This window comes from Nocardia barduliensis (assembly GCF_013315795.1).
Classification (GTDB): domain Bacteria; phylum Actinomycetota; class Actinomycetes; order Mycobacteriales; family Mycobacteriaceae; genus Nocardia; species Nocardia barduliensis.
Genome location: NZ_JABLTE010000017.1, coordinates 61,973 through 84,384, shown reverse-complemented (window position 1 = coordinate 84,384; position 22,412 = coordinate 61,973). Strand labels below are relative to the sequence as shown.

Here is a 22,412-nt window from a genome sequence, read left to right as displayed (position 1 = left end):
GTGCACGACTGGCCAAACATCTCTCTCACAGCCCATTTGCGGGGATGGTGAGTTGTGAGTTCGGCGCAACGTCACGGTCACGGTAGCCCGTCGCATCCGGGCGTCGGCCCAGGAGACGACCAGGGGAAATATGCTCTGAACTGTACGGAATAGGTTCCGGCGAGTCCGCCTGTCATACCGTCGGTGATGCTTTGGAAACGGTGGGTTCTCCAGTGCTTTACATTTGTTAACACATCCGATCGGTCGTCTCGGGCGCCTTGTTTACCAGCCCCGTGGCGATTCCGCACCGACTTCCGCGCGACGCATTGTAAGCCTAATCACAATTCGCTGAAAATTGTCTGTCGCCGATGAATTCGGTGCCCATCGGGATCGAGGGGCCGTCTGTGGAATTCACTCGATCGGGTCGCTGCCCACTGGCGCACCGACGGCCGGAACGGGCTGTCCCTCGCGCGAGCAGTGATGATCGCGGTACCGGCGGGCGCGTTCGTGGAACGGCTGCTGCCCGCGGGCATGCGAGTCCGCTGTCCCGGCCGAGTCGCCGTGTCGGCCTCGGAATCCGACGATGGTCGGCTCGACTCGACGGTCGTGCACGCGACGCCGTCCTGCGCTATGCGCCCGCGCTGGAGTCGCCGTTGCCGGCGCCGCGCCGGCGCCGCGCCGCGCGCAACTCGGGGTCGAGACGTTCACGCATGAAAGAGTCGGCCCCGGGGCCCGCGAGGAAAGCGAGGTCGACGGCCGAGAGGGGGCGTCCGCTGCGCTGGTCCACGAGGCCGGGCACGATCTCCTCATCGGTGTCCTGATCGGTCAGGACCACGCTCGGCGCACTCGATCCCGTGTGTTTGCGGCCCCAGGCGTAGAGGGCGACGATGACCGGGGAGAGGTCCCGGCCCTTGTCGGTGATGAGGTACTCGTAGCGGGGCGGGGACTGGTTGTAGCGCCTGCGTTCGAGCAGCCCGGATTCGACCAGGGTGCGCAGTCTCCTGGTCAGCATGGTCGGAGCGATGCCGAGGTTGTGTTCGAACTCGTCGAATCTGGTGAACCCGTCCAGCGCGTCGCGCACGATCAGCAGCGTCCACCAGTCGCCGACATGCTCCAGAGCGCCCGCTATCGGGCATCCCATCGCTTGGAAACTCGTTCGTCGCACCGGCTGATCCTTTCACGAATTCAGTAACTTGCATGATAGTAGTTACGCATCCTAGTGTGAGCCGCGCGGCCGGACCTCGGGCCGTCACATCTCACCCTCCGGTGAACGATCGAAAGGCGCACTTGTGACTTCCTCCCCCGACAGAGCCCGAACCACACTGGTCATCGGCGCGGGCGGGCGACACGGCGGCACCGGTTCACATGTCGTGCGGCGGTTGCGCGAACACCACCACGCGGTCCGCGTGCTGGTACGCACCGATGACGAACGCGCGCAACGCCTACGCGCTCTCGGCGCGCAGATCGTCGTGGGTGATCTGCTGGATCACCGGACATTGGACGCGGCCGTACAGGACGTGGACGCTGTGTATTTCACCTATCCGGTCGCCCCCGGCATCGTCCAAGCCGCGGCCGATCTGGCTTCGGTGATCCGGCGCGCCGGGACCGCGCCGCGACTGGTGGTGATGTCCATGGCGGTCTCGGCCGCCGACAGCCCCAGTGGGCTGGGGCGCGCGCAATGGGCCGCCGAGGAGGTGCTGACCTGGGCGGGACTGGAACCGACGATCTTGCGGATCGCAGCGCTGTTCTACGAGAACATCGTGCTGTTGCACGCCGGATCCATCCGCCGGACCGGCGGCTTCGCCAATAGTTTCGGCGATGCCGCGGTGCCGTGGATCAGCGGTCTCGACGCCGCCGATCTCGCCGTAGCCGCTCTCACCGACCCGGCCCGATACCCCCGCGGCGCCACGTTCTACCCGCAGGGGGCGGCCGTGCACAGCCACGCCGATATCGCCGCTATCGTCGGCGCCGAAACGGGAGCACCGGTCCGATACACGCACATCCCCGCCGGGCAATGGCAGCGCGAATTGGAAGACCTCGCGCACAACGGAGCCGATTCATCCGTCAACCCCGGGATGGCGCAGCATATTTCGAGCATCGGTGCGGGATTCTCCCGGCTGCCTTCGCCCCCGCCGATCGATACTGCCGCGCTCACCGAGGCCATCGGCCGCAAGCCGCAGACGTTCGCCGAGTTCGTCCGCGAGCACCGCCACCACTTCGTCGCGACACCCGGTCCGCTCGTCGGATAGTGGGAGACGCGGGTGGCCAGGCGATCCCCACTGCCGCGGAAATGACGCCACCACCGCCGCACCCTGTCCACCAGCCGTGTGCCGCCCGATGGGACCGGCTATCCGAAACCGGTCGTGGCGCTTACGAAGCGCGTGACGCGGGTCAGGCGATCGCCGTGGGATCGATATCGGCGAAGGTGTCCACCCAGCGGTGCGGCGGCCGTGGCGGATTGGGCTCGCCGGGCCGGGCCAGTCCGACGACCCGCCACCCCGCGGCGACGGCGGCGTCGAGTTCGTCCGGGTGGTCGGACAGGAACAGGATGCGTTCGGCGGGTGTGCCGATAGCTCCTGCGATCTTGTCGTAGGAGGCGGGTTCGCGCTTGCCGCCCGCCGTCGACAGATCGAAGTATCCGCTGATCAGCTCGGTCAGGCTGCCGCCGCGGGCGAAGGCGAACCAATCCTGTTGGTTGCGCACCGATCCCGAGGAGTAGACGTAGAGGGCGAGCCCCGCGGCGTGCCAGGCGGCGAGCGCCGGTGGCACGTCCGGGAAGAACTCGCCGTGCAGGGCGCCGCTGCGGAAGCCTTCCGCGCAGATCAAGCCCTGGGCGGTCTTGAGCGGCTCGGCCTTCACATCGGAATCGAGCCACCCGCGCAGGATCGCGGCGGCCTCGGCCGGGCTCGCGTCCGGCTGCCCGGCCAGCTCCCTGGTCGCGGCGAGGACGGTGACCGCCGCCGGGCCGCCCTCGGCCAGCCAGCCCGGAAGCCGTTGCCGGGTATAGCCGTACAGGTCTTCGCGGACCGACGCGGTGGGGCTGGTGGTGCCCTCGATATCGACGACGACGGCGCCGATCACGGCGCGGTCAGCAGCTCGTCGAGGGTGGGAAAGCCCGCGCTGATCTTGTCGCCGGTGAAGTCGCCGACCCAGCCGTCGGCTTCCTCGAAGAAGCGGATGGCGATGAAATCCGGGCGGCTGCCCATGTCGAACCAGTGCAGCGTGCCCGCGGGCACCGAGAGCAGATCGCCGCCTTCGCACACCACCGCCAGGACCTCGTCGCCCAGGTGCAGGTAGAAGCAGCCGCGTCCGGCGGCGAAGAAGCGCACCTCGTCCTCGGCGTGCCGGTGCTCGTCGAGGAACTTCTTGCGCGCGCCCTCGGCGATCTCCGGCCACCGCGGGTCGGCGTCGTCGGGGTGGATGCGCGCGATGTCGATGTGCTTGTAGCGTCCGGACTCGTTCAGGTCGGCGACATTCTTCGCGTAGTGCGCGAGCAATTCGTCGGAGGGCACCGACGCGGCGTTCTCGACCACCGGCCAGCGGCCGAACGTGATGCCGTGCCCGGCCAGTTCGGTGCCGATCCGCTCGTCGTCGGTGGTACGCACGCGCACGTCGGCCGCGTTGTCGGCGGCCATCACCTGCAACAGGGTCATGTCAGTCCAATCTCGAGGAAGTCGTCGCGCGGGCCGAGCGCCGCCGGACTGCCGGTGCGGGACACCAGCTCACACAATGCTTCCAGGCATTCGGCGCGATCGCGCGCCTGAGCGAGGTCCTCGCCCCACGCGGTGATCCCGTGCCCGGCGATGACCAGCACCGGCAGGGCGTCGGGATGGTCGAGGAGATAGCGCTCGATGTCCGCGCCGATGCGCGGCACCTCGGGCCAGTTCGGGAACACCGGGATGTCCGCGACGGCCGGATCGCCGCCGAGCCCCTTGATCAGTTCGTAGTCGGTGATCCGCAACGTGCCGGGCGTGCCGGGCACCGCCGAGCGGGTGGCCAGCGCCGTGGCGAACGGCGGATGGACGTGCACGACCGCCTGAGCCGGGCGGGTCCGGTAGACGGCGGTGTGAATCGTGGTCTCCGCGGAGGGCCTGCGTCCGTGGTCGGCCACGGGCGCGGAGTCCGACACGCGCACGGTGACCATGTCGCGCTCGGTGAGTTCGCCCTTGGACAACCCGCTTCCGGTGACGACGGCGGTCGCGCCGGTGCGCACCGAGATGTTGCCCGCCGTGCCCGGCATCCAGCCGCGCCGATACAGCTCGCGCGCGATGTCCGCGATGGCGGCCCCGTGCGAGCGATCGGATCGGTGCACCACACCCTGTTCGGTGACCACCGCGGTCACCAATTCGGCGGGCGTCACGTCGAAGGCCGGGTTGAAGACCTCGGTGTGCGCGGGAGCCGTTGCCACGCCGCCGAATCCGGTCACCTCGGCTGCCGCGCGTTCCTCTACGACGATCTCCCGGCCGGTGGCCATCGCGAGGTCGCGGGTGGATTCGGGGGCGACCACGACGAACGGGATGCCGTGGTGGCGGGCGGCCAGCGCGAGACCGTAAGTGCCGATCTTGTTGGCGACGTCGCCATTGGCGGTGACCCGGTCGGCGCCGACCAGCACGCAGTCGACCTGCCCGGTCGCCATCGCCCAGGCGGCGGCGGAATCGATGGTCAGCCGGTGCGGGATACCCGCTTCGGCCAGCTCCCAGGTGGTCAGTCGCGCGCCCTGCAACAACGGGCGGGTCTCGTCCACCAGCACCTGCTCGATCGCGCCACGTTCCGACAGCACCCGCAGCGTGCCGATGGCCGTGCCGAACGCGCTGGTCGCGAGCCGTCCGGTGTTGCAGTGGGTGAGGACACGCAGCGGCCGGTCCGGACACAGGCGCTGCACCAGGTCGGCGGCGTTGGTGGCGGCGGCCCGGTTGACCCGGCCGTCCTCGGCCAGCATGTCGAGCGTCTCGGCCAGGACCGCGTCGGCGCCCCGGCCCACCTTCGCCAGCACCCGCCGCACGGCCCACGCCAGGTTGACCGCCGTCGGCCGCGCCGCGGCGATCCGGTCCGCCTCGGCCCGCACCGCCGCCTCGTCGACCACGCCGTCCACGGTGTGCGCGGCGGTGGCGATGACGACGCCGAACGCGCCCGCGATGCCGATGGCGGGCGCGCCGCGGATGGCCAGCGCCTTGATCGCGTCGATGACCTGGTCCACCGTGCTCAGGCGCAGCTCACGCACCTCGTGCGGCAGTGCGCGCTGGTCGATGGTGACGAGCGCGCCGTCGTCCCAGACCAGAGAGCTGTCGTCCATCGGGCGCATCCTTATCGCGTCGAGCCGTGTCGTGCCTGGTCAACGGTATCGGACGGCGGATGGCGGGCGGAAATCGCGTCAGGCCGCTCCGGCGCGCAGCTCGGCGGCGCGTTTGCGCGGGTCGTAGTCCGGGCCGACGCCTTCGATCAGCAACAGATCGCCGTCGATGTGATCGGCGCGCAGCGGCAGGATCTCCTGGTAGGCGGGCGAGCGGTACCACTCCCGCGCTTCGGTCATGCCGGGGAACTCGATCAGGACCATACTCCCGGGCCAGCTGCCTTCCACGACCTCGGCCGGTGACCCGTGGATGACGAAGCGGCCACCGAACGGGTCCAAGGTGGCCTGGATGCGCTCCAAGTATTCGAGGATGTCGGGATGGGGCCTGCGACTGCGGAGGTGGGCGAAGCCATAGGCGGACATGATGCTCGGCGTTCCTTCGTTCGATGACGCCGGGAATGGCGTCGAACCGACGGTAGGTCGGCCTCGCGCGGGGTGACAATTACCTCCGGGGTAAGCACACCGGCCTTTGGACGACCGCAGCCGCCGGTCCCGGGAGGAGTTGGGGGCCGGCGGCGCGGGTGGCGCAGATCAGCTACTGGCGGCGGTCCTGCTCGCCGCGCCGGTCGGGCATCTCGGACCTGGTGCCCCGACGGCCTTCCATATCCGCGCCCTCGCGCATGTCCTGCTCCTGGCGCTGTTGCTGCTGCTGCCTCGGCATCTGCTTCGGCATTTTCTTAGGCGTTTTCTTCGACTTTTCAGCCATCTCCACACGGTCCTTTCCGGGGGATTGATATTCGCCTAACGAACAGCCTAACGAACTTACGATAGCGAGCGGATATGGCTTTCGGAAGGGGAAATGAAAAATATGGCTCGGAGCGGCCGTTTGTCGCATTGTCGCAGGTAGAAGCCCTATTGAAGGCGAGTTTCAGTTGCGAATGCGGCTGGCTGGGCGGCGTGCTGTCATTTCCCGGCAGGCGGGTGGAAGACGGCTCGGAAGGTGGCGAACGGGATACGCGCATATGTTCGATATCGCGGCGACTTCATTCATCCGCGATTTATCGCGGCGAATCGAATTCCGCTGCCGGAAGGTGCGCGGTGTCGGGCATGTCGGGTCGCCGTCGTGAAAGTCCCTGTGCGCCAGAGGTATCTGCGCTGCCGGGGATTTCTCATCGCACTCCCCGTATGAACTGAGCCCCGCGCGTCTCGTGGAAAGGTATGCGCCGCAGGAGCTTTGGTGGCACGTGAGAGACGCGATGGCTCCGAACGAGTCGCGTCGCCGATCCTCAGCCGCGCAACGGAAGAAACTCGACCATCGCGCCGTCGGCGGCACCGGGCGGGACCACGACCAACCCGTCGCGGTCGACGAGACCGCCGAGATGGGCGGTGCGGATGGCCGGATCGCCGGCCCAGCCGCCGCCCTCGACGGCGCGAGCGGGCACGACACGGGTCACCTGGGCCGCGATCTCGGCCGCGTTGTGCAGCGGCCCACGCAGGGGGCGGGCCGCGGACGCGCCGGTGCGGCCCTCGGCGATCGCGGGCGCGAGCGCCATGAGCGTGGCGACGGCCGCGAACGGGTTGCCGGGCAGGCCGAGCACCGTCGTCCCGGATGCGAGTTCGGCGACGACGGTGGAACCGCCGGGACGCAGCCGCAGGCGCGGCACCACGATCCGGGCTCCGGCGCGGGCCAGGGCGGCGCGAAGCTGGTCGGCCGCCCCGCCGCCGGTCGCGCCGACGATCACCAACAGGTCGTGATCCGGCGCCACGGTGAGCACCTCGTCGAATCCGTGCGGAGTGTCGCGCAGGTGCGCTCGATCGGCGGTGCGAATGCCGTACCAGGACAGCAGATCCGGCAGGACCGGGCCGATCGAGTCGCGGGTCTGGCCCGCCTGGAGCGGCCCCTCGCTGCGGATCTCGTCACCGGTCATGACGATGCGCGCGCGTACCGGGCCGCGCACCGGCGCCGCGGTGACCTCGACGCTCGCGGCCGCGGAGATCAACGCGGCGGTGACCGGCGTGCCCTCCGGCGCGACGAGATCACCGGCCCGGCGGTCCTCGCCACGGCGGCGGATGTCGTCGCGCAGCGGGGTGTCCGGCAGGCGGTACAGCGTTTCGTCGGCGACGTGCGCGAACTCGTCGCGCAGCACACCCGCGGTGCCGTCCGGGACGTGCGCGCCGGTCGCGATCCGCACCGCCTCGCCCGGCAGCAGTCCCACCGGCCGCCTGCCGCCCGCGAAACCGATGTCCCGACGCAGGCGCCACGGGCCGTCACCCGCCACCGCGTAGCCGTCCATCGCGGAGACGTCGAAGCGGGGCAGCGGCCCGGCGGCCGTCAGCGGGCCGGCGAGCGCGGCCCCGAGCACCGACCGCAGCTCGGCTTCGTAGGCGGTGAGGCGGGACAGATTGCCACGCAATCTCTCTCGTGCCTCGTCGAGATCCAGCGGCGGGTGCCGCCGCGGCGCGTCGACCGTGGCCCTTGCCTGCCGCACCTGCTCCTCGGTGTCGCAGTCGCCGACTCCGGGCAGCGGGATGATCGCGGCGGCGGCGGGCACCAGCGCCTTCATCGGCTGGTTGATCAGCGCGCCGAGCCCCTCCAGCGCGGCCACCAGCGCCGAGCGCCGCCACACCCCGATCAGATACTGCGGGCGTCCGGACTCGTCGGCGGCGAACACCGCGTCCGCCCCGGATTCGCCGGCGTGCCGGATGAGTTCGGTGACCGCCCACGGCGACAGGAAAGGCAGGTCGGCGGCCAGCACCACCACCAGCGGCGCGGCGGAGCCGAGCGCGCGCAGTCCCGTGTCGATCGCCGCCACCGGACCCGACCCCGGCGGCACCTCGCGCACCTGGACGAAGTGCGGCGGCAGTTCCGGCCGGTGCGGTCCGACGACCACCGTGTGCCCGCACGAAGCGACGGCGGCGAGCGCCACCTCGAGCATGGAACGGCCGCCGATGACGATGGCCGGTTTGTCCACGCCGCCCATCCGGCTGGCCCGGCCCCCCGCGAGCACGATGGCGTCGGCGGCGGTCATAGGCCACGGCTTCGCGCTGGGTACACCATGGCGTCATGCTAATTCGTCACGGCCGGGAAGCCGGGGACCGGACCGCGCCGATCAGGCGTTCGACCAGAACCGGGCCGGTGGCAGCAGCCGGAACTCGTTGAGTTCGGGGTCGGCGAGTACGAGGTCGGTGTCGCGGTCGGCCGCCGGGGCCCCTCGGTCGATCGTGGTGGCGCCCGCGGCGTGCAGCCTGGCCACCTCGGCGGCGCGGTCGTCGGCCGGAAACGAGGTGAGGTCGAGGCGCAGTCTGGTCCGGCCGGTCCCCGCGTCGGGCGTGCGCACGAACTCCAGCCAGGAGCCGAGTCCGGTCGGCGAACGCAGCCCGGCCAGCCGCTCGCCGCGCCGCGCGGAGGGCCAGCCGGTGGCGACCGACCAGAATTCGGCGAGGCGCTCGGGGTCGCGCGTGTCGACCACCACCGCCGCGACGGCTCCGGTGTCCACGTACTCCTCCCTTGGTTCGAGCACGCAGAACTCGTTGCCCTCCGGATCGGCCAGCACGGTCCACGGCACCGCGCCCTGGCCGATGTTGACCGCTCGCGCGCCCAAGGCCAGCGCGCGGTCCACCTGAGTGCGCTGATGCTCCCGCGAGCGGGTGGCCAGATCGAGGTGCAGGCGGTTCTTGCCGATCTTGGCCCGCATCGCGGGCAGGAAGGTCAGGGCGAGCTCGCCGCCGTCGGCGTCGGGGGCCGCGACGTTCACCTCGTCGGGCCGGTCGAGCGTCACACTCCAGCCGAGCAGCTCGGCCCAGAAATCCGCGACCGAACGCGGCCGGTCGGCATCGAACACGACACATGCCAGGCGGGTGGGCATCTATCCACGGTACTGGCCGCCGATCCGGCTCGGAGGCGTTTCGGGAAGCGGTGCTCAGCGTGCCGGAGGATCGGGCAGCGGGAAGCGCGCAGCGCGCAGGTCGACGCGTCCGTCCCGGATCGGCACGCCTTCCTCGGCCAGCAGCCGCAACTGCCGCCCGGCCAGGTGCGCGGCGGGCCTGCCGCTCGCGCCGAGCACGCGATGCCAGGGCAGATCGGCCGCGTCGGTGCGCATGATCCAGCCCACCGTGCGCGGCGTGGACAACCCAGCGGCCGCGGCGATGTCGCCATAGGTGACGACCCGGCCGGGCGGGACCGCCGCCACCAGGGCGCGCACCTGCTCGATCTCGGCGTCGCTGGTCGGCATCGGCTCAGAGCACCGAGCGCACGAGTTCGCCGGTCTCGGCCGGATACGCCTGGGCGACCATGTGATCGCAGTTCCATTCGAGCACGGTAAGGTTCGCGCCCATGTGCTCGGTGAGCGCCGCGCGGAACTCCGGGGTGACGAACGGCGGGTGGACCTTCATCGCCTGCACCAGCACGGTGGGCAGGTCGGTAGGCGGCAGCACCCAGTGCCGGGCCAGCTGGCCCCAGTAGGAGTTGACGGCGGGCAGGCTCATCCGCCAGCCGAAGCGCCCGTCGGCGGTGGGCATCAGATGTTCGTCGAGCTCGGCCTGCAGCAACCGCGGCTCGACATCGCCCCAGCCGGTGTCCAGCTTGTCCTGGCGCGCGTGCTCGACGCTGTCGTAGTCGGCCGAGACCAGCGTGGACAGCGCGATCTCGTTGAGCCATTCCGGTTCCAGCGCGATGGCCGGATCGAGCAGTACGAGTTTGCGCACCAGATCGGGATGCCGATGCGCCAGGTGCAGCGCGCACGCGCCGCCGAAGGAGTGCGCGACCACCACCACCGGCCCGTCCGCCTCGGCGGTGACCAGGTCGACCAGGTCCTCGACGATGGTCTCGAAATTCCACGGGGGCAGCGAGGTCGAGCGACCGTGTCCGCGCAGGTCGGGCGCGAGCACGCGGACGTCGGGCAGATGGCGGGTGGCCAGGTCTTCCCAGCGTTTGCCGTGGCCGGTCACGCCGTGCAGGGCGAGCACCACCGGTCCCGTCGTCGGACCGAACCGATGGACATTCAAAACAGACACCGGTCCATTTTGACCTGCGCCGCGATCGCGCGCAGCGCCGGTCGGGCGGAGGCGTGTACCGGCGTGTCGGTCGTGTCTGTTGCAATAGCCCGCGTGGTGCGATCGGATGGCGCGGTGCGACTGGTTCGCCGGAATGTGGTGGCGCCCCGGCCGCGAGACTGGGGCGCCGACGTTCGCGCGCTGCTGGACGCCGCGGGCGAGGCCGGTCCCGCGCGCCCCGGGTGGCGGCCTTGGCAGGTACTCGGCGGGCCGGGCACGGGCAAGACCGCCCTGCTGGTCGACCTAGCCGCCGAGCGCATCGCGGCCGGAGCCGATCCCGATTCGGTGCTGGTGCTGACCCACTCGAAACAGGCGGCGGGCGCCGTGCGCGATGCCATCACCACACGCCTGAGTGGTCCGGATCCCGGCGCCGAGGGCGGTGTGCCCGGCGCCACACGGGAACCGTTGGTGCGCACCCTGCACTCGTACGCCTTCTCCGTGCTGCGCAGGCACGCGATGGCCCACGGCAACCCGCCGCCACGATTGCTGACCGGAGCCGAACAGGACGCGGTGCTGCGCGAGATGCTGCGCGGCGACCTGGCGGACATGGCCGAGGGCGCGCGCGGATTGTGGCCGGAGCGACTGCGGCCCGCGCTCGCGCTCGGCGGATTCGCCGAGCAATTGCGCGATCTCATGCTGCGCGCCACCGAACGCGGCATCGGGCCGGAAGACCTGGTCCGGCTCGGCCGCGAGCACGCCAAACCGGAATGGGTGGCCGCGGGCCGGTTCGCCATTCGCTACGAGCAGACCATGCTGCTGCGCTGGTCGGTCGGCGTGGAGGCGCCGGAGGCGACCGCGCCCGCGCTGGACGCCGCCGAACTGGTCGGCGCGGCGCTGGACGCGCTGGCCGCCGACCCCAATCTGCTTGCCGCCGAACGCGCCAGGATCCGGTACCTGCTGGTCGACGACGCGCAGCATCTGGACCCGCAGGCGGCGATCCTGGTCAGGGCGATCGGGCACAGCGCGCGGATCACGGTGATCGCGGGCGATCCCGATCAGGCCGTCTTCACCTTTCGCGGCGCCGACGCGCGATTCGTCGCCGACCTCGACGTGCCGGACGACCAGCGCGTCGTGTTGCGCGCCAATCATCGCTTCAGCGGCCAGGTTGAGCTGGCGGTCGCGCGGATCGCCGCGCGTCTGCCGGGCAGTGCGCCGCAGCGCGTCCCCGTGCCGGAGCGCGCCGACCCGCGGGAGGACGGCACCGAGGTGCGGGTCCGCGTGCTGGCCACGCCCGCGAAAGAAGCCGCGCTCATCGCCGACCATCTGCGCCGCGCGCACCTCACCGGCGGGGTGCCGTGGTCGCGGATGGCGGTGATCGTGCGATCGGTGCCGCTGTCGCTGGCGCCGCTGCGCCGCGCCTTGCTCGCCGCGGGCGTGCCGGTGCGGCAGCCCGCGCTGGACACGCCGCTGGCGCGCAGGCGCGGCGCGGCCTGGATGCTGCTGTCGCTGCGCGCGGTGCTGGCGGGTGAAGCGGCGCAGCGCGGCGCGGAACCGGCGTTCGAGCCGGAGGACGCTCTCGACCTGCTGTCCGGTCCGCTCGGCGGCGCCGACCAGATCGCCTTGCGCCGGTTGCGCCGCGGCATTCGGCGCGCGGTGCTGGAATCCGCGCGCGCCGGGGCGAAAACCGCGGAGCCGGGCGAGGACTCGCCCACCGACCGTGGCACGGACATCGACCTGCCCTCCGCACAGGTGCTGCGCGACCAATTGATCGGGACCGGGGATCCGGCGATCCTGAACCGGCTCACCGAGGTCGAGGCAGCGCCGCTGCGCCGGGTGCTGGACGCGCTGCGCCGGGCCCGCAAGGCGCGCGGACGCGGCGCGGGACTGGAGGACGTCCTGTGGGCGCTGTGGACCGGTTCCCGATTGGAACGGCGCTGGGTGGCCCAGTCGGAGCGCGGCGGCGCGGTCGGCATGCAGGCCGATCGCGATCTGGACGCCGCCGTCGCGCTGTTCGACGCGGCCGCCGCCTACGTCGACCGGCTGCCGCGCGCGAGCATCGAAGGGTTCGTGGAGTATCTGTCGCAGCAGGAGATTCCGCACGACGCGGCGCCGCGCACCGCGCCGGGCGAGGCGGTGGCGCTGCTGAGCGCGCACGCCGCCGCGGGGCGGGAATGGGACGTGGTCGCGGTCGCCGCCGTGCAAGAGGGGATCTGGCCGAATCCGCGCTCGCGCGGCACTCTGCTGCACACCGAGGACCTGGTGGATCTCACCGCCGGGGTGTCCGACGCGGGGGAGCGGGTGAGCCGTGCGGCGCCGATCCTCGCCGAGGAGCGCAGGTTGCTGCTCGTCGCGTGCAGCCGGGCCAGGCGGTCGCTGCTGGTCACCGCCGTGGAGTCGGTGGCAGGCGAACGCGACCTGGTGCCGTCGCGTTTCCTGGCCGAGCTGCTCGGGCACGACGAGGACAGCGAGCCCGGCGTGCTTCCGGTGATCGATCCCGGCCGCGCGCTGGTGATGCACTCCCTGGTCGCCGAATTGCGGGGCGTGGTGTGCGATCCCGAGGCCGACCCGCAGCGCAGGCGTCGCGCCGCGCACCAGCTCGCGCGGCTGGCGGACGCGGGCGTGCGCGGCACCCACCCCGACGACTGGTACGGCACCGCGGAACTCAGCTCTCCGCGTCCGCTGTGGGGCGAGGACGCGGATGCGGTGGCGCTGTCGCCCTCCACCGTGGAGCTGCTGCGCACCTGTCCGCTGCGCTGGGCACTGGAACGCCACGGCGGCACCGACGGCGACAATCCGCACGCCGTCAAGGGCAACCTGGTGCACACGCTGGTCCAGGCGCTGGCGGGCCAGGTGCCCGAGGACCAGGTGCGCGCGGCGCTGGATCGGGCCTGGCAGGCGGTGGACCCGGGGACCGGCTGGCATTCCAGGCAAGAGCTGCGCCGCACCACGGCGATGCTGGAGAACTTCCTGGCCTGGGTCCGCAACACTCGCGGCGAACTCACCCAGTCCGGTGTCGAGGTGCCGGTGGATTGTGTGCTGCCCGCGCGCACCGAAGACGAACGCGCCGTGCGGATCAGGGGCCGCGTCGACCGGCTGGAGCGAGACGCGCAGGGCCGCTTCGTGATCGTCGACGTGAAGACGGGCAAGACCCCGGTCACCAAGCAGGCCGCCGTCGATCACGCGCAGCTGGCGACCTATCAGGTGGCCGCCGCCACGGGCGCTCTCGACGCGACGGGAGAATCCGGCTCCGGCGAGGAGGCCACACCGTCCGGCGAACCTGGTGGGGCGCGGTTGGTCTACGTCGCCAAGCCGAGCAAGGCGGAGGGCGCCACCCAGCGCATGCAGCCCCCACTGGACGCCGAGGCGCTCGAGCACTGGCGCGACACGATCCACCAGGCCGCGGCCGCCACTCAGGGCCCGAGCTACCTCGCCGTGCGCAACGACGGATGCCGCCATTGCGCGGTCGCGGGCAGCTGTCCCGTGCAGGACAGCGGGAGACAGGTGACCGACGAGTGAGCGCGCCCTCGGCCTCGCCGCGGCCGGTCGCCGGGGCGCCGCCGTGAACGGCCGGGTGACGCCCCATCAGCTGGCACAGGCGCTGGGCCTGCCGCCGCCGACCGACGAACAGGCCGCCGTGATCGCGGCGCCGCCGGGCCCGACCCTCGTGGTCGCGGGCGCGGGCGCGGGCAAGACCGAGACGATGGCCGCACGCGTGGTGTGGATGGTCGCCAACGGGCTCGTCCTACCGGACGAGGTGCTCGGGCTGACGTTCACGCGCAAAGCCGCCCAGCAGTTGACCGCCCGCATCCGGACCAGGCTGGCCCGGTTGGCCGGCGCGCCGCTGCTGCGCGAGCTCGACCCGAGCGGTCGGCTGCGCGCCCAGCTGACCGGCGCGGAACCGGAGATCAGCACCTACCACTCGTACGCGGGCAGGTTGCTCACCGAACACGGCCTGCTGCTTCCGGTGGAGCCGTCGGCGACCCTGCTGACCGAGACCCAGCTCTGGCAGCTCGCCCACCAAGTGGTCCGCGCCTGGGACGGCGACCTGGAGACCGAGCGCACCCCCGTGTCGGTCACCGAGGCGGTGCTCGCGCTGTCCGGGCAGCTCGCGGAGCACCTGGTGGAGCCGGAGGAACTGGCGGAGGCGCACACCGAACTGGCGAAGCTGGTGCACACGCTGCCCGCCGGTCCGCGTCAGCGGGGCGGGCCAAGCCAAACGCTGCTCAACATCGTGCAGGTGCAGCAGGAGCGGGTGGCGTTGCTGCCGCTGGTGCAACAGCTCACCGAGGCGTTGCGCCGCAGAGGGGCACTCGATTTCGGCGCGCAGATGTCTCTGGCCGCGCGCTTGGCCGCCGAGCACCCCGAGGTCGCCGCCGCCGAACGGGCGCGGTTCCGCTTGGTGCTGCTCGATGAGTACCAGGACACCGGCCACGCCCAGCGAGTCCTGCTCGCGGCCCTGTTCGGCGGTGCGCCGGACCCCACACCGGAGCATGCGCCCCGGCATACACACGACATATCTCGGGCATCGGCTGGAGATCCTTCTCCCCAGGTCTCCGCACACGCAGACGTCCCCGATCCCGAACGGGCGGCCCAGCTCGACGCACACGGCCGAAACCTCGGCGATCAGCTCCCGGGCGAGTCTTCGGCGCAGGGCAATAGGCCCCAGACGGCCACGCAACCCTTTTCGACGGAGCGAGAAGGTGTTTCGCGGCGCAGCGACGCGGACGAGTCGAATTCCGCCGCCCTGGCGCGAGGCAGGCGCGTCGATGCGATGGCGGAAGGGGAACCGCAATTCGCCGGTGCGCACGACCCGCATGCGGCGCCCGGTCGACGCGACCGGTCCCCGCGAGCGCAACAGGGGCAGCGTCTTGCCGTGACCGCCGTGGGCGACCCCATGCAATCGATCTACGGCTGGCGGGGCGCTTCGGCGGCGAATCTCCCTCGGTTCGCCACCGATTTCCCCAGCGCGCCGGGTGTGCCCGCCCCCACGCTGGCGTTGCTGACCAGCTGGCGCAATCCGCCGGAAGCGCTGGCACTGGCGAACCTAGTAGCGGAACCGTTGCGGCGCAAGGCGATCGATGGCGGCGGGGTGACGGTCGACGCTCTGCGCGCCAAGCCAGACGCCGGGCCGGGGGTGGTGGCGCTGGCGCTGACCGAGACCGTCGCCGGCGAACGCGAGTGGATGGCCGAGCGGATCGCCGCGGAGTGGGCCGCCCGGCGCGCGGCGCGGCAGCAACCGCCCACGTCGGCGGTGCTGGTACGCCGCAACGCCGACGCTTCGCCGCTGGCGGAGGCACTGCGCGCGCAGGGACTGCCGGTGGAGATCGTCGGGCTCGGCGGCTTGCTCGCCACACCGGAGGTCGCCGACATCGTCGCGACCCTGCGGCTGATCGCCGAACCCGGCTCCGGCAGCGCCGCCATGCGCGTGCTGACCGGCGCGCGCTGGCGCATCGGGGTCACCGACATCGCCGCGCTGGCCCGGCGTGCCAGGGACCTGTCCATCCGACGTCCCGGGTCCGAGGCGGCGGCCGAGATCGCCGACGGCGCCACGCTGGACGAGGCGCTGCGCGATGTGGCGCCGGAGCCCGCCGAACAGGCCGGGCTGGCCGACGCCATCGCCGATCCCGGGCCCGCGGAGCAGTATTCGGCGGCCGGGTTCGCCCGCATCGAGGCGCTGGGGCGGGAGCTGGCCGCGTTGCGCGAACGCAGTGGTCAGCCGTTGGCGGAATTGGTCGCCGATGTCGAACGCACCATCGGTGTCGGCGTGGAGACCCAGACCCGGCGAGCGATGGCGGGCACCGGCGCCGGGCGCGAGCATTTGGACGCGTTCGCGGAAGTGGTGGCCGGCTACGCTGCGGACACCGGGGCCTCGCTCGGCGGTCTGCTCGCCTTCCTGGCCGCCGCGGAGGAGGTCGAGAACGGACTGGAGCCGGGTGAGGTCGAAGTCGCCAAGGACCGCGTCCAGGTGCTGACCGTGCACGCGGCGAAAGGCTTGGAATGGGAGATCGTCGCGGTCCCGCACGTGGTGGAGGGCGTATTCCCGTCCAAGGTCGGATCCGGCACGTGGCTGGGCGCGCTCGCCGAGCTGCCGACCTCGCTGCGCGGCGACCGGCAGCAGGACGACGCGGCCGAGGGCGTGCCGGTGCTCGATCTCACCGACCTGTACGACCGCGCCGACCTCGACCGTGCGATCAAGGCGCACAAGGAGGCGCTGGAGCGCCGCCGGATCGATGAGGAACGCCGCCTGTTCTACGTCGCGCTCACCAGAACCGAACGTGTGCTGCTGGTTTCGGCGCACTACTGGGCGGAGACCGGTAGCACGCCGAAGGGCCCCTCGGATTTCCTGCTGGAGCTGAAGCGCGCGCACGAGGACCCCGCCAGCCCGGCCCACGACGTCCTGGCCATCGACCGCTGGGACGACCCGCCCGCGGACGACGCCGTCAACCCGTTCACCGACAACCCAGCCACCGCCGAGTGGCCGCGCGACCCGCTCAGCACCCGCCGCGATCCCATCGAACAGGGCGCCGCCCTGGTCCGCGCGGCACTGGCCGACCTGCGCGCTCACCCGGCCGACACCGGTCCGGACGCGCAGGAGACCACCGAGCCCCGCCTGGTCCTCGACGAGGAAGAGCTGGTGCCGCCGGGCGGGAAGGTTCTACGGCCGGATGAGGTGGTCTTGCGGCCGGGCGGGGAGGTGCCTCGGCCGGTCGGGGCGGCCCTGCGGCCGGACAAGTCCCTGCGGTCGGACGAGGAAGCTCCCCCGGCGGACCTGAGCGATGCACCGCCGGATGGGGAGGCGGCTTACCCGGATGAACCTGCCTACTATCCGCCCGACGACGAGTTCCCACCGGACGAATTCGCGGACGAATCCGATTTCACGTCCATCGAATACGCCGACCCGTACGCGGACATCGAGCCTTACTTCGGCGCGGCCCCGGACCCGGTGGAGGAGTACCTGTCCGCCGACGAGCCGGCGTACGCCGCGAGCGGCTTCGCTCCGCCCCCGCCGGAGGACTCGTACCGGCCGGAGCACATCCACCCCGCCCCCGACCCGGACGATCCGGAAGGCTGGGCCGCCGACGTCGACGCGCTGCTGGCCGAACACCGAGCGGCGGCCGCCGCCGCCGAGGAGGTCGAGCTACCCGGCCAGATCGCGGCGACCGCCTTGGTCGAGCTGCGTGCCGACCCGGCGAAACTCGCCGCCCGGCTGCGTCGTCCGCTGCCCTATCCGCCGAATCCGCTGGCGCGCCGCGGCACCGCGTTCCACGCCTGGGTGCAGCGGTGGTTCGGCTCGACCCGCCTGCTCGGTCTGGACGAACTGCCGGGCGCCGCCGACGGCGCGGCCGACGCGGGCTTGGACGCCGAGCTGACCGCGATGCAGGAGGCGTTCCTGAACTCGCGGTGGGCCGACCGCAGCCCGATCGAAGTCGAGATCCCGTTCGAGACCTCCATCGCGGGCACGGTGATCCGGGGCCGGATGGACGCGGTGTTCGCCGAACCGGGCGGGCGCTGGACCGTCGTGGACTGGAAGACCGGCGCGGAGCCCAGCGCGGCCGAGGAACCCGCGGTCGCCGTGCAGCTGGCGGTCTACCGCCTGGCGTGGGCGCGGTTGATGGCCGCGCGGGAGGGACGGCCGGAGCAGGAGATGCTGCACCGCGTCGGCGCCGCGTTCCATTACGTGCGCACCGGGCGCACCATCGCGCCGGTGCACCTGGCCGGACCGGCGGAGCTGGCCGAGCTGATCAGGAACGCCGCGCCCGCCGGCTCACCGCCAGCGCCTGAATGATCAGCGGGACCTGCAACGGAAGCCGCGCCGCCGAGCCGATCTTGAGCAGCCGCGGCGCCTTCTCGCTGGCCAGCATGTCCGCGGTGAACTGCACGTTGGCCGGGAACACCGCGATGAACAGCAGCGCGGCGAGACGCCCGCCGAAGCTCCGGGTACGCGGGATGGCGAGCGCGGCGGCGACGCCGATCTCGGCCACCCCGGAGGCGTAGGTGTAGTCGCGGGGCTTGCCGGGCAGTGCGCGCGGCACGATGGAGTCGAAAGGCTTGGGCCAGACGAAATGCAGCACCCCGGCGCCGAACAGCAGGGCGGCGAGGGCCAGCGCGGGCCGTCGCCCTCCGTCGGGCGCGGGTGTCACCGTGTTATCAGCCATGACGCACTCTTGCATCCATTCCCGCACCGTGTCGACCGCGGTCCCCGCGAGGACTCGAGTCGAACCGAGTGCGCTCGACCGAGCCGGATTGCCGGCATGCCCGCTCAGCGGCGAACGACGTCGAAGAGGAATCCCTCGATCGTCACTCCGGGCGCGAACGAGAACGCGACGCCGGTCTCGATCGGCTTGTCCGCCCCCGGCCGACCGGCGATCCGTTCGAGCACGAAGATCAGTGAGACGCTCGACATGTTTCCGTATTCACCGAGAACCTGCCAGCTCGCCGCCGCGGCTTCCGGCGGGAGGCCGAGCGAGCGCGCGGATTCGAGCAAGATCTTCGGCCCGCCCGGGTGGATCGCCCACACATCGATGTCGGGCTGTCGCAAGCCGTTGTGGCGCAGGACGTCCGCGACGACAGGAGCGACGCCGTTGTAGATGTACGCGGGTACGTTCTCCGACAGCTCGCAGGTGATGCCGTCGTGGTTGACGCCGACCGCGATGCCGTCTTCGGTGGCCTCGAACAGGTGGGTGAACTTGTCCCGGATGACGATCGTCCCGGCTTCGGCCTGCTCCGCCCCTCGGTTCGCCCCGATGACGACCGCGCCGCAGCCGTCTCCGAACAGGCTGTGGATCACCGCGTCGTCGACGTCTTCGACGGGAGCGGCATGCACGGAGTTGAGTTCGATGCACACCACCATCGCCTTCTTGCCCGGGTTGGCCCGGACGAAGTCGGCGGCGGTGCGGATGCCGTTCATCGCTGCGGCGCAGCCCATGAAGTTGACCACCAGACGAGCGATCGACCGGGGCAGTCCGAGCTGTTCGACGACCGCGACGTCGACGCCGGGCGCGATGACGCCGGTGCTCGTGGCGAACACGAGAAGCCCGAATTCGGCCGGATCGGCATCGCCGAGCGCGCGCCGTGCCACATCGACCGCCAGTGGAACGGCGTGGCGGTAGAACAGGTGCATGCGATCCTGGATCCGCGCCGATCCGCCGCTGGGCGCTTGCCGTGGCGGATTCAGCGGGTCGACCGCGAAGCGCCGCGTGTTGATCATGGTCTTGCGGAATATGCGCCTGACCCGGTTTTGCTGCTCCGGGTCGGTCAACTGCCCGGCCATCCAGTCCGCTGCGACGGATTGGTCGAGGACCAGGCCGGGCGCGCCGGTCGCGATCGCCTCGATGACGGGTACGGTCGGCTGCGCCGACGTTGTGCGCTCGCGTGCTTGCGCAGCCGTGCGGGTGGGAAGCGCGTGGGCGACAGCGATTGACATAGAAACCGTTCTTCCTCGCTCGAGCGGTGGGGATGTGTACTCCAATCGTCGACCAGCGAATATTCAGCAACTAGATACCCAAGGGGTGTGGATGCCCACCCCTGTGGCCGACGTCGTCCCGACTGTCCGGCCGATGCGCCAATGGCGAGGTCGGGTCTGGCGCTGGACTGCCCACGCGCTCGGCGCACCCGAGCCCGGGTTCGAGCCGTGGCATCGTTCGTTCCCGAGCCGCGGCGGGCCGCGAAACCCAGCGCCGCGGGCGCTGGCGAAGCAAACACAGTAGGCTCCCCTGCTGTGCCGGAGGGACAAGGAATACCGGAGATGACCGACACGAACAACGCGATGACAGGTGTGTCCGGTGTTCGGTGATCGAGCGCGCGGGCTGGGGTTGGCCGGCCGCCCTGATTTCGCCCTGGTCGGCTTGCTGCGCATCCCGGAAGTGCAGACCAGCCCGTGGATTTCGCTGACCAGGCGGGTGCTGTTCGCGACCGCGCTGCTGTTCCTGGCCGCGCTGGTGGTGTACATCGGGCGAGCGGGCTACCACGACAACTCGGGCAACGAACTGTCGTTCCTGGACGCGTTCTACTACGCGACCGTCTCGCTGTCGACCACCGGATACGGCGACATCCACCCGGTGACGCCCGACGCGCGGTTGGCGAACATCGTCATCATCACGCCGCTGCGCATCCTGTTCCTGATCGTCCTGGTCGGAACCACGCTCAGCGTGCTGACCGAACGTTCCCGGCAGGCTTTCAAGATTCAGCGATGGAGGCACACCGTGCGCAATCACACCGTGGTCGTCGGATACGGCACGAAGGGGCGGACCGCGATCGACGCCATGCTCGGCGACGGGGTGCAGCCCGCCGACATCGTCGTGGTCGACACCGACGTGGTCGCCTTGGAGGCGGCCGCGAACGCCGGACTGGTCACGGTGCACGGCTCGGCCACCCAGTCCGACGTGCTGCGGCTGGCCGGTGCGCAGAACGCGGACTCGGTAGTGGTCGCCACCAATCGGGACGACACCGCCGTGCTGGTCACCCTCACCGCCCGGGAACTGAACAAGACCGCCAAGATCGTGGTGTCGATCCGGGAAGCGGAGAACACCCACCTGGTGCGGCAGTCCGGCGCGAACTCGGTGGTGGTGTCCTCGGAGACCGCGGGCCGGTTGCTCGGCATCGCGACGACCACGCCGACGGTCGTGGAGATGATGGAGGATCTGCTCACCCCCGAGGAGGGCTTCGCCGTCGCCGAGCGTGAGGTGGAGCCGGCCGAGATCGGCGGCTCCCCACGGCATCTCGGCGATATCGTCCTCGGCGTGGTGCGCGACGGGGTGCTCCACCGCGTGGGCGAGCCGGAAGTGGACGCGATCGACGCGGGCGACAAACTGCTGTACATCCGCAGGGCGGGCAAGTGACCCTGCTGCGCGCCGGGCGGTAACTCGGGCGCGATACTCTCGAGACGTGCCGGCATTTCAGCTCAATGGTGTTCCACTGCTGTCCCGTTCCGTAATCGATCGGGCCGAAACGATCCGGGGCGATGCCCAGGCTCTGAAGGAGGGTTGGGCGGACGCGCGACTGTTGCGGGTCAATCGGCGCGGGCAGGTGCGCTTCACCGAGGGCGTCTTGGTCCTGGACGCCGCCCTCGAGTTGTCCGCCGAACCGAGTCCGGACGCGGTGTTCCTCGGTGTCGAGGACGGCGTGCACCTGTGGGCGGTGCGCGATCCGGAGCTGGAGGGCACGCTGACCGATCTGCGCGCGCTGGCCGGTGGCGCCATCGACGACCGCACCGCCGGGCTGCTCTCCACCGCGATCGCCCTGCTGAACTGGCACGACAAGGCGGGGTTCAACGGTGCGGACGGCGCGGTGACCACCGTGTCCAAGGCGGGGTGGTCGCGCGTCACCGAGAGCGGTTACGAAGAGTTCCCGCGCATCGATCCGGCGGTGATCTGCCTGATCCACGACGGCGGTGACCGGGTGCTGCTCGCGCGGCAGCAGAGCTGGCCGAAGTCGCTGTTCTCGCTGCTGGCCGGGTTCGTCGAGGCGGGCGAGTCGCTGGAACGCTGCGTGGAGCGCGAGATGCGCGAGGAGGTCGGCCTCGACGTGCGCGAGATCAGCTACCTGGGCAGCCAGCCGTGGCCGTTCCCGCGCTCGCTGATGCTCGGCTTCGCCGCGGTCGCCGATCCCGAGCAGCCGCTGATCTTCTCCGACGGCGAGATCGCCGAAGCCAACTGGTTCACCCGCGCGCAGGTGCGCGAAGCGCTCGCGGTGGGCGACTGGTCGAAGCAGGGCGAGGGCGCCCAGCTGCTGCTGCCCGGCTCGATCTCCATCGCGCGCACCATCGTGGAGTCCTGGGCCGCGATCGGCTGAGCGCGCGCTCGCGCGCGGGCCGCTGGGACCCGCGCGCGGCGACCATCAGGACAGGCCGGCCAGGACCTGCTTGACCGCCGCCAGCGACGGGTTCGTCGCGGTGGAGCCGTCGGCGAACTTCACGGTGGGCACGACGTGGTTGCCCCCGTTCACGCTACCCACGAACTCGGCCGACGCCGGATCCTGCTCGATGTCGATCTCGACGTAGGTGATGCCCGCCTCGTCCAGCTGCTTCTTGAGCCTGCGGCAGTAGCCGCACCAGGTGGTCGAGTACATCGTCAGGGTGGGGTTCGCGTCAGTCACGGACACTGCAACGCCGGAGAACCGCTCACTGTTCCACCTCGAACCTCATGTCGACTTC

At 71.2% G+C, this 22,412-nt stretch carries 18 protein-coding genes; 5 read left to right on the top strand and 13 right to left on the bottom strand.

Going from position 1 to position 22,412, the window contains the following annotated elements:
* Positions 1-607: 607 nt before the first annotated feature.
* Positions 608-1,144 carry a winged helix-turn-helix transcriptional regulator gene (locus tag HOV91_RS10345; RefSeq protein ID WP_312884552.1) on the bottom strand — a complete coding sequence of 179 codons (537 nt, stop codon included), beginning with the start codon at positions 1,142-1,144 and terminating at the stop codon, positions 608-610.
* Positions 1,145-1,268: 124 nt separating this feature from the next.
* Between HOV91_RS10345 and HOV91_RS10340 the strand changes: the two genes are divergently transcribed.
* The gene (locus HOV91_RS10340) at positions 1,269-2,228 is read left to right on the top strand and encodes an NmrA family NAD(P)-binding protein (protein ID WP_312884551.1); all 960 of its coding nucleotides are present in this window, start codon (positions 1,269-1,271) and stop codon (positions 2,226-2,228) included.
* Between the two features lie 142 nt (positions 2,229-2,370).
* Here the strand turns inward: HOV91_RS10340 and mtnC are convergent, their stop codons facing one another.
* The 9 genes from mtnC to HOV91_RS10295 form a co-directional block, all read right to left on the bottom strand.
* A complete protein-coding gene (mtnC, locus tag HOV91_RS10335) occupies positions 2,371-3,060 on the bottom strand; it encodes an acireductone synthase (RefSeq protein WP_174185225.1) in 690 nt (229 codons plus the stop codon).
* Positions 3,057-3,632, bottom strand: coding sequence for a 1,2-dihydroxy-3-keto-5-methylthiopentene dioxygenase (locus HOV91_RS10330; protein WP_174185224.1), 576 nt, complete (start codon positions 3,630-3,632; stop codon positions 3,057-3,059). Before HOV91_RS10330 ends, mtnC begins: the two co-directional genes overlap by 4 nt.
* Positions 3,629-5,272, bottom strand: a complete 1,644-nt coding sequence (mtnA, locus tag HOV91_RS10325; protein WP_174185223.1) for an S-methyl-5-thioribose-1-phosphate isomerase — start codon at positions 5,270-5,272, stop codon at positions 3,629-3,631. Before mtnA ends, HOV91_RS10330 begins: the two co-directional genes overlap by 4 nt.
* Positions 5,273-5,350: 78 nt before the next feature.
* Entirely contained in the window at positions 5,351-5,692 is a 342-nt protein-coding gene (locus HOV91_RS10320) for a DUF1330 domain-containing protein (RefSeq protein WP_174185222.1), read from the bottom strand.
* Positions 5,693-5,864: 172 nt separating this feature from the next.
* Positions 5,865-6,035 carry a hypothetical protein gene (locus HOV91_RS10315; RefSeq protein WP_157227268.1) on the bottom strand — a complete coding sequence of 57 codons (171 nt, stop codon included), beginning with the start codon at positions 6,033-6,035 and terminating at the stop codon, positions 5,865-5,867.
* A 520-nt stretch (positions 6,036-6,555) separates the two neighbouring features.
* Complete coding sequence (locus tag HOV91_RS10310; protein WP_174185221.1) at positions 6,556-8,298, bottom strand: NTP transferase domain-containing protein; 1,743 nt, start codon at positions 8,296-8,298, stop codon at positions 6,556-6,558.
* An 81-nt stretch (positions 8,299-8,379) separates the two neighbouring features.
* Positions 8,380-9,135 carry a VOC family protein gene (locus HOV91_RS10305; RefSeq protein ID WP_174185220.1) on the bottom strand — a complete coding sequence of 252 codons (756 nt, stop codon included), beginning with the start codon at positions 9,133-9,135 and terminating at the stop codon, positions 8,380-8,382.
* A 54-nt stretch (positions 9,136-9,189) separates the two neighbouring features.
* On the bottom strand, positions 9,190-9,501 hold the full coding sequence (locus tag HOV91_RS10300; protein WP_174185219.1) for an MGMT family protein: 312 nt from the start codon (positions 9,499-9,501) through the stop codon (positions 9,190-9,192).
* Positions 9,502-9,505: 4 nt separating this feature from the next.
* Positions 9,506-10,282 carry an alpha/beta fold hydrolase gene (locus tag HOV91_RS10295; RefSeq protein ID WP_174185218.1) on the bottom strand — a complete coding sequence of 259 codons (777 nt, stop codon included), beginning with the start codon at positions 10,280-10,282 and terminating at the stop codon, positions 9,506-9,508.
* Between the two features lie 72 nt (positions 10,283-10,354).
* Between HOV91_RS10295 and HOV91_RS10290 the strand changes: the two genes are divergently transcribed.
* Together HOV91_RS10290 and HOV91_RS10285 are read left to right on the top strand one after the other, a co-directional pair.
* The gene (locus HOV91_RS10290) at positions 10,355-13,777 is read left to right on the top strand and encodes an ATP-dependent helicase (protein WP_438822648.1); all 3,423 of its coding nucleotides are present in this window, start codon (positions 10,355-10,357) and stop codon (positions 13,775-13,777) included.
* Positions 13,778-13,820: 43 nt separating this feature from the next.
* Positions 13,821-18,047, top strand: coding sequence for a UvrD-helicase domain-containing protein (locus HOV91_RS10285; protein ID WP_312884550.1), 4,227 nt, complete (start codon positions 13,821-13,823; stop codon positions 18,045-18,047).
* On the opposite strand, the gene HOV91_RS10275 is transcribed toward HOV91_RS10285, so the two are convergent.
* Both HOV91_RS10275 and HOV91_RS10270 read right to left on the bottom strand, forming a co-directional pair.
* Positions 18,004-18,417 carry a DoxX family protein gene (locus HOV91_RS10275; protein WP_174185216.1) on the bottom strand — a complete coding sequence of 138 codons (414 nt, stop codon included), beginning with the start codon at positions 18,415-18,417 and terminating at the stop codon, positions 18,004-18,006. The genes HOV91_RS10285 and HOV91_RS10275 overlap by 44 nt on opposite strands.
* Before the next feature lie 104 nt (positions 18,418-18,521).
* A complete protein-coding gene (locus HOV91_RS10270; RefSeq protein ID WP_174185215.1) occupies positions 18,522-19,685 on the bottom strand; it encodes a type III polyketide synthase in 1,164 nt (387 codons plus the stop codon).
* A gap of 358 nt (positions 19,686-20,043) precedes the next feature.
* Here HOV91_RS10270 and HOV91_RS10265 point away from each other — a divergent pair, with 358 nt between their 5' ends.
* Both HOV91_RS10265 and nudC read left to right on the top strand, forming a co-directional pair.
* Positions 20,044-21,099 carry a potassium channel family protein gene (locus HOV91_RS10265; protein WP_174185214.1) on the top strand — a complete coding sequence of 352 codons (1,056 nt, stop codon included), beginning with the start codon at positions 20,044-20,046 and terminating at the stop codon, positions 21,097-21,099.
* Positions 21,100-21,145: 46 nt separating this feature from the next.
* Complete coding sequence (nudC, locus tag HOV91_RS10260) at positions 21,146-22,051, top strand: NAD(+) diphosphatase (RefSeq protein ID WP_174185213.1); 906 nt, start codon at positions 21,146-21,148, stop codon at positions 22,049-22,051.
* Between the two features lie 45 nt (positions 22,052-22,096).
* Here the strand turns inward: nudC and HOV91_RS10255 are convergent, their stop codons facing one another.
* Positions 22,097-22,327 carry a mycoredoxin gene (locus tag HOV91_RS10255; RefSeq protein WP_086007524.1) on the bottom strand — a complete coding sequence of 77 codons (231 nt, stop codon included), beginning with the start codon at positions 22,325-22,327 and terminating at the stop codon, positions 22,097-22,099.
* Between the last annotated feature and the right edge of the window lie 85 nt (positions 22,328-22,412).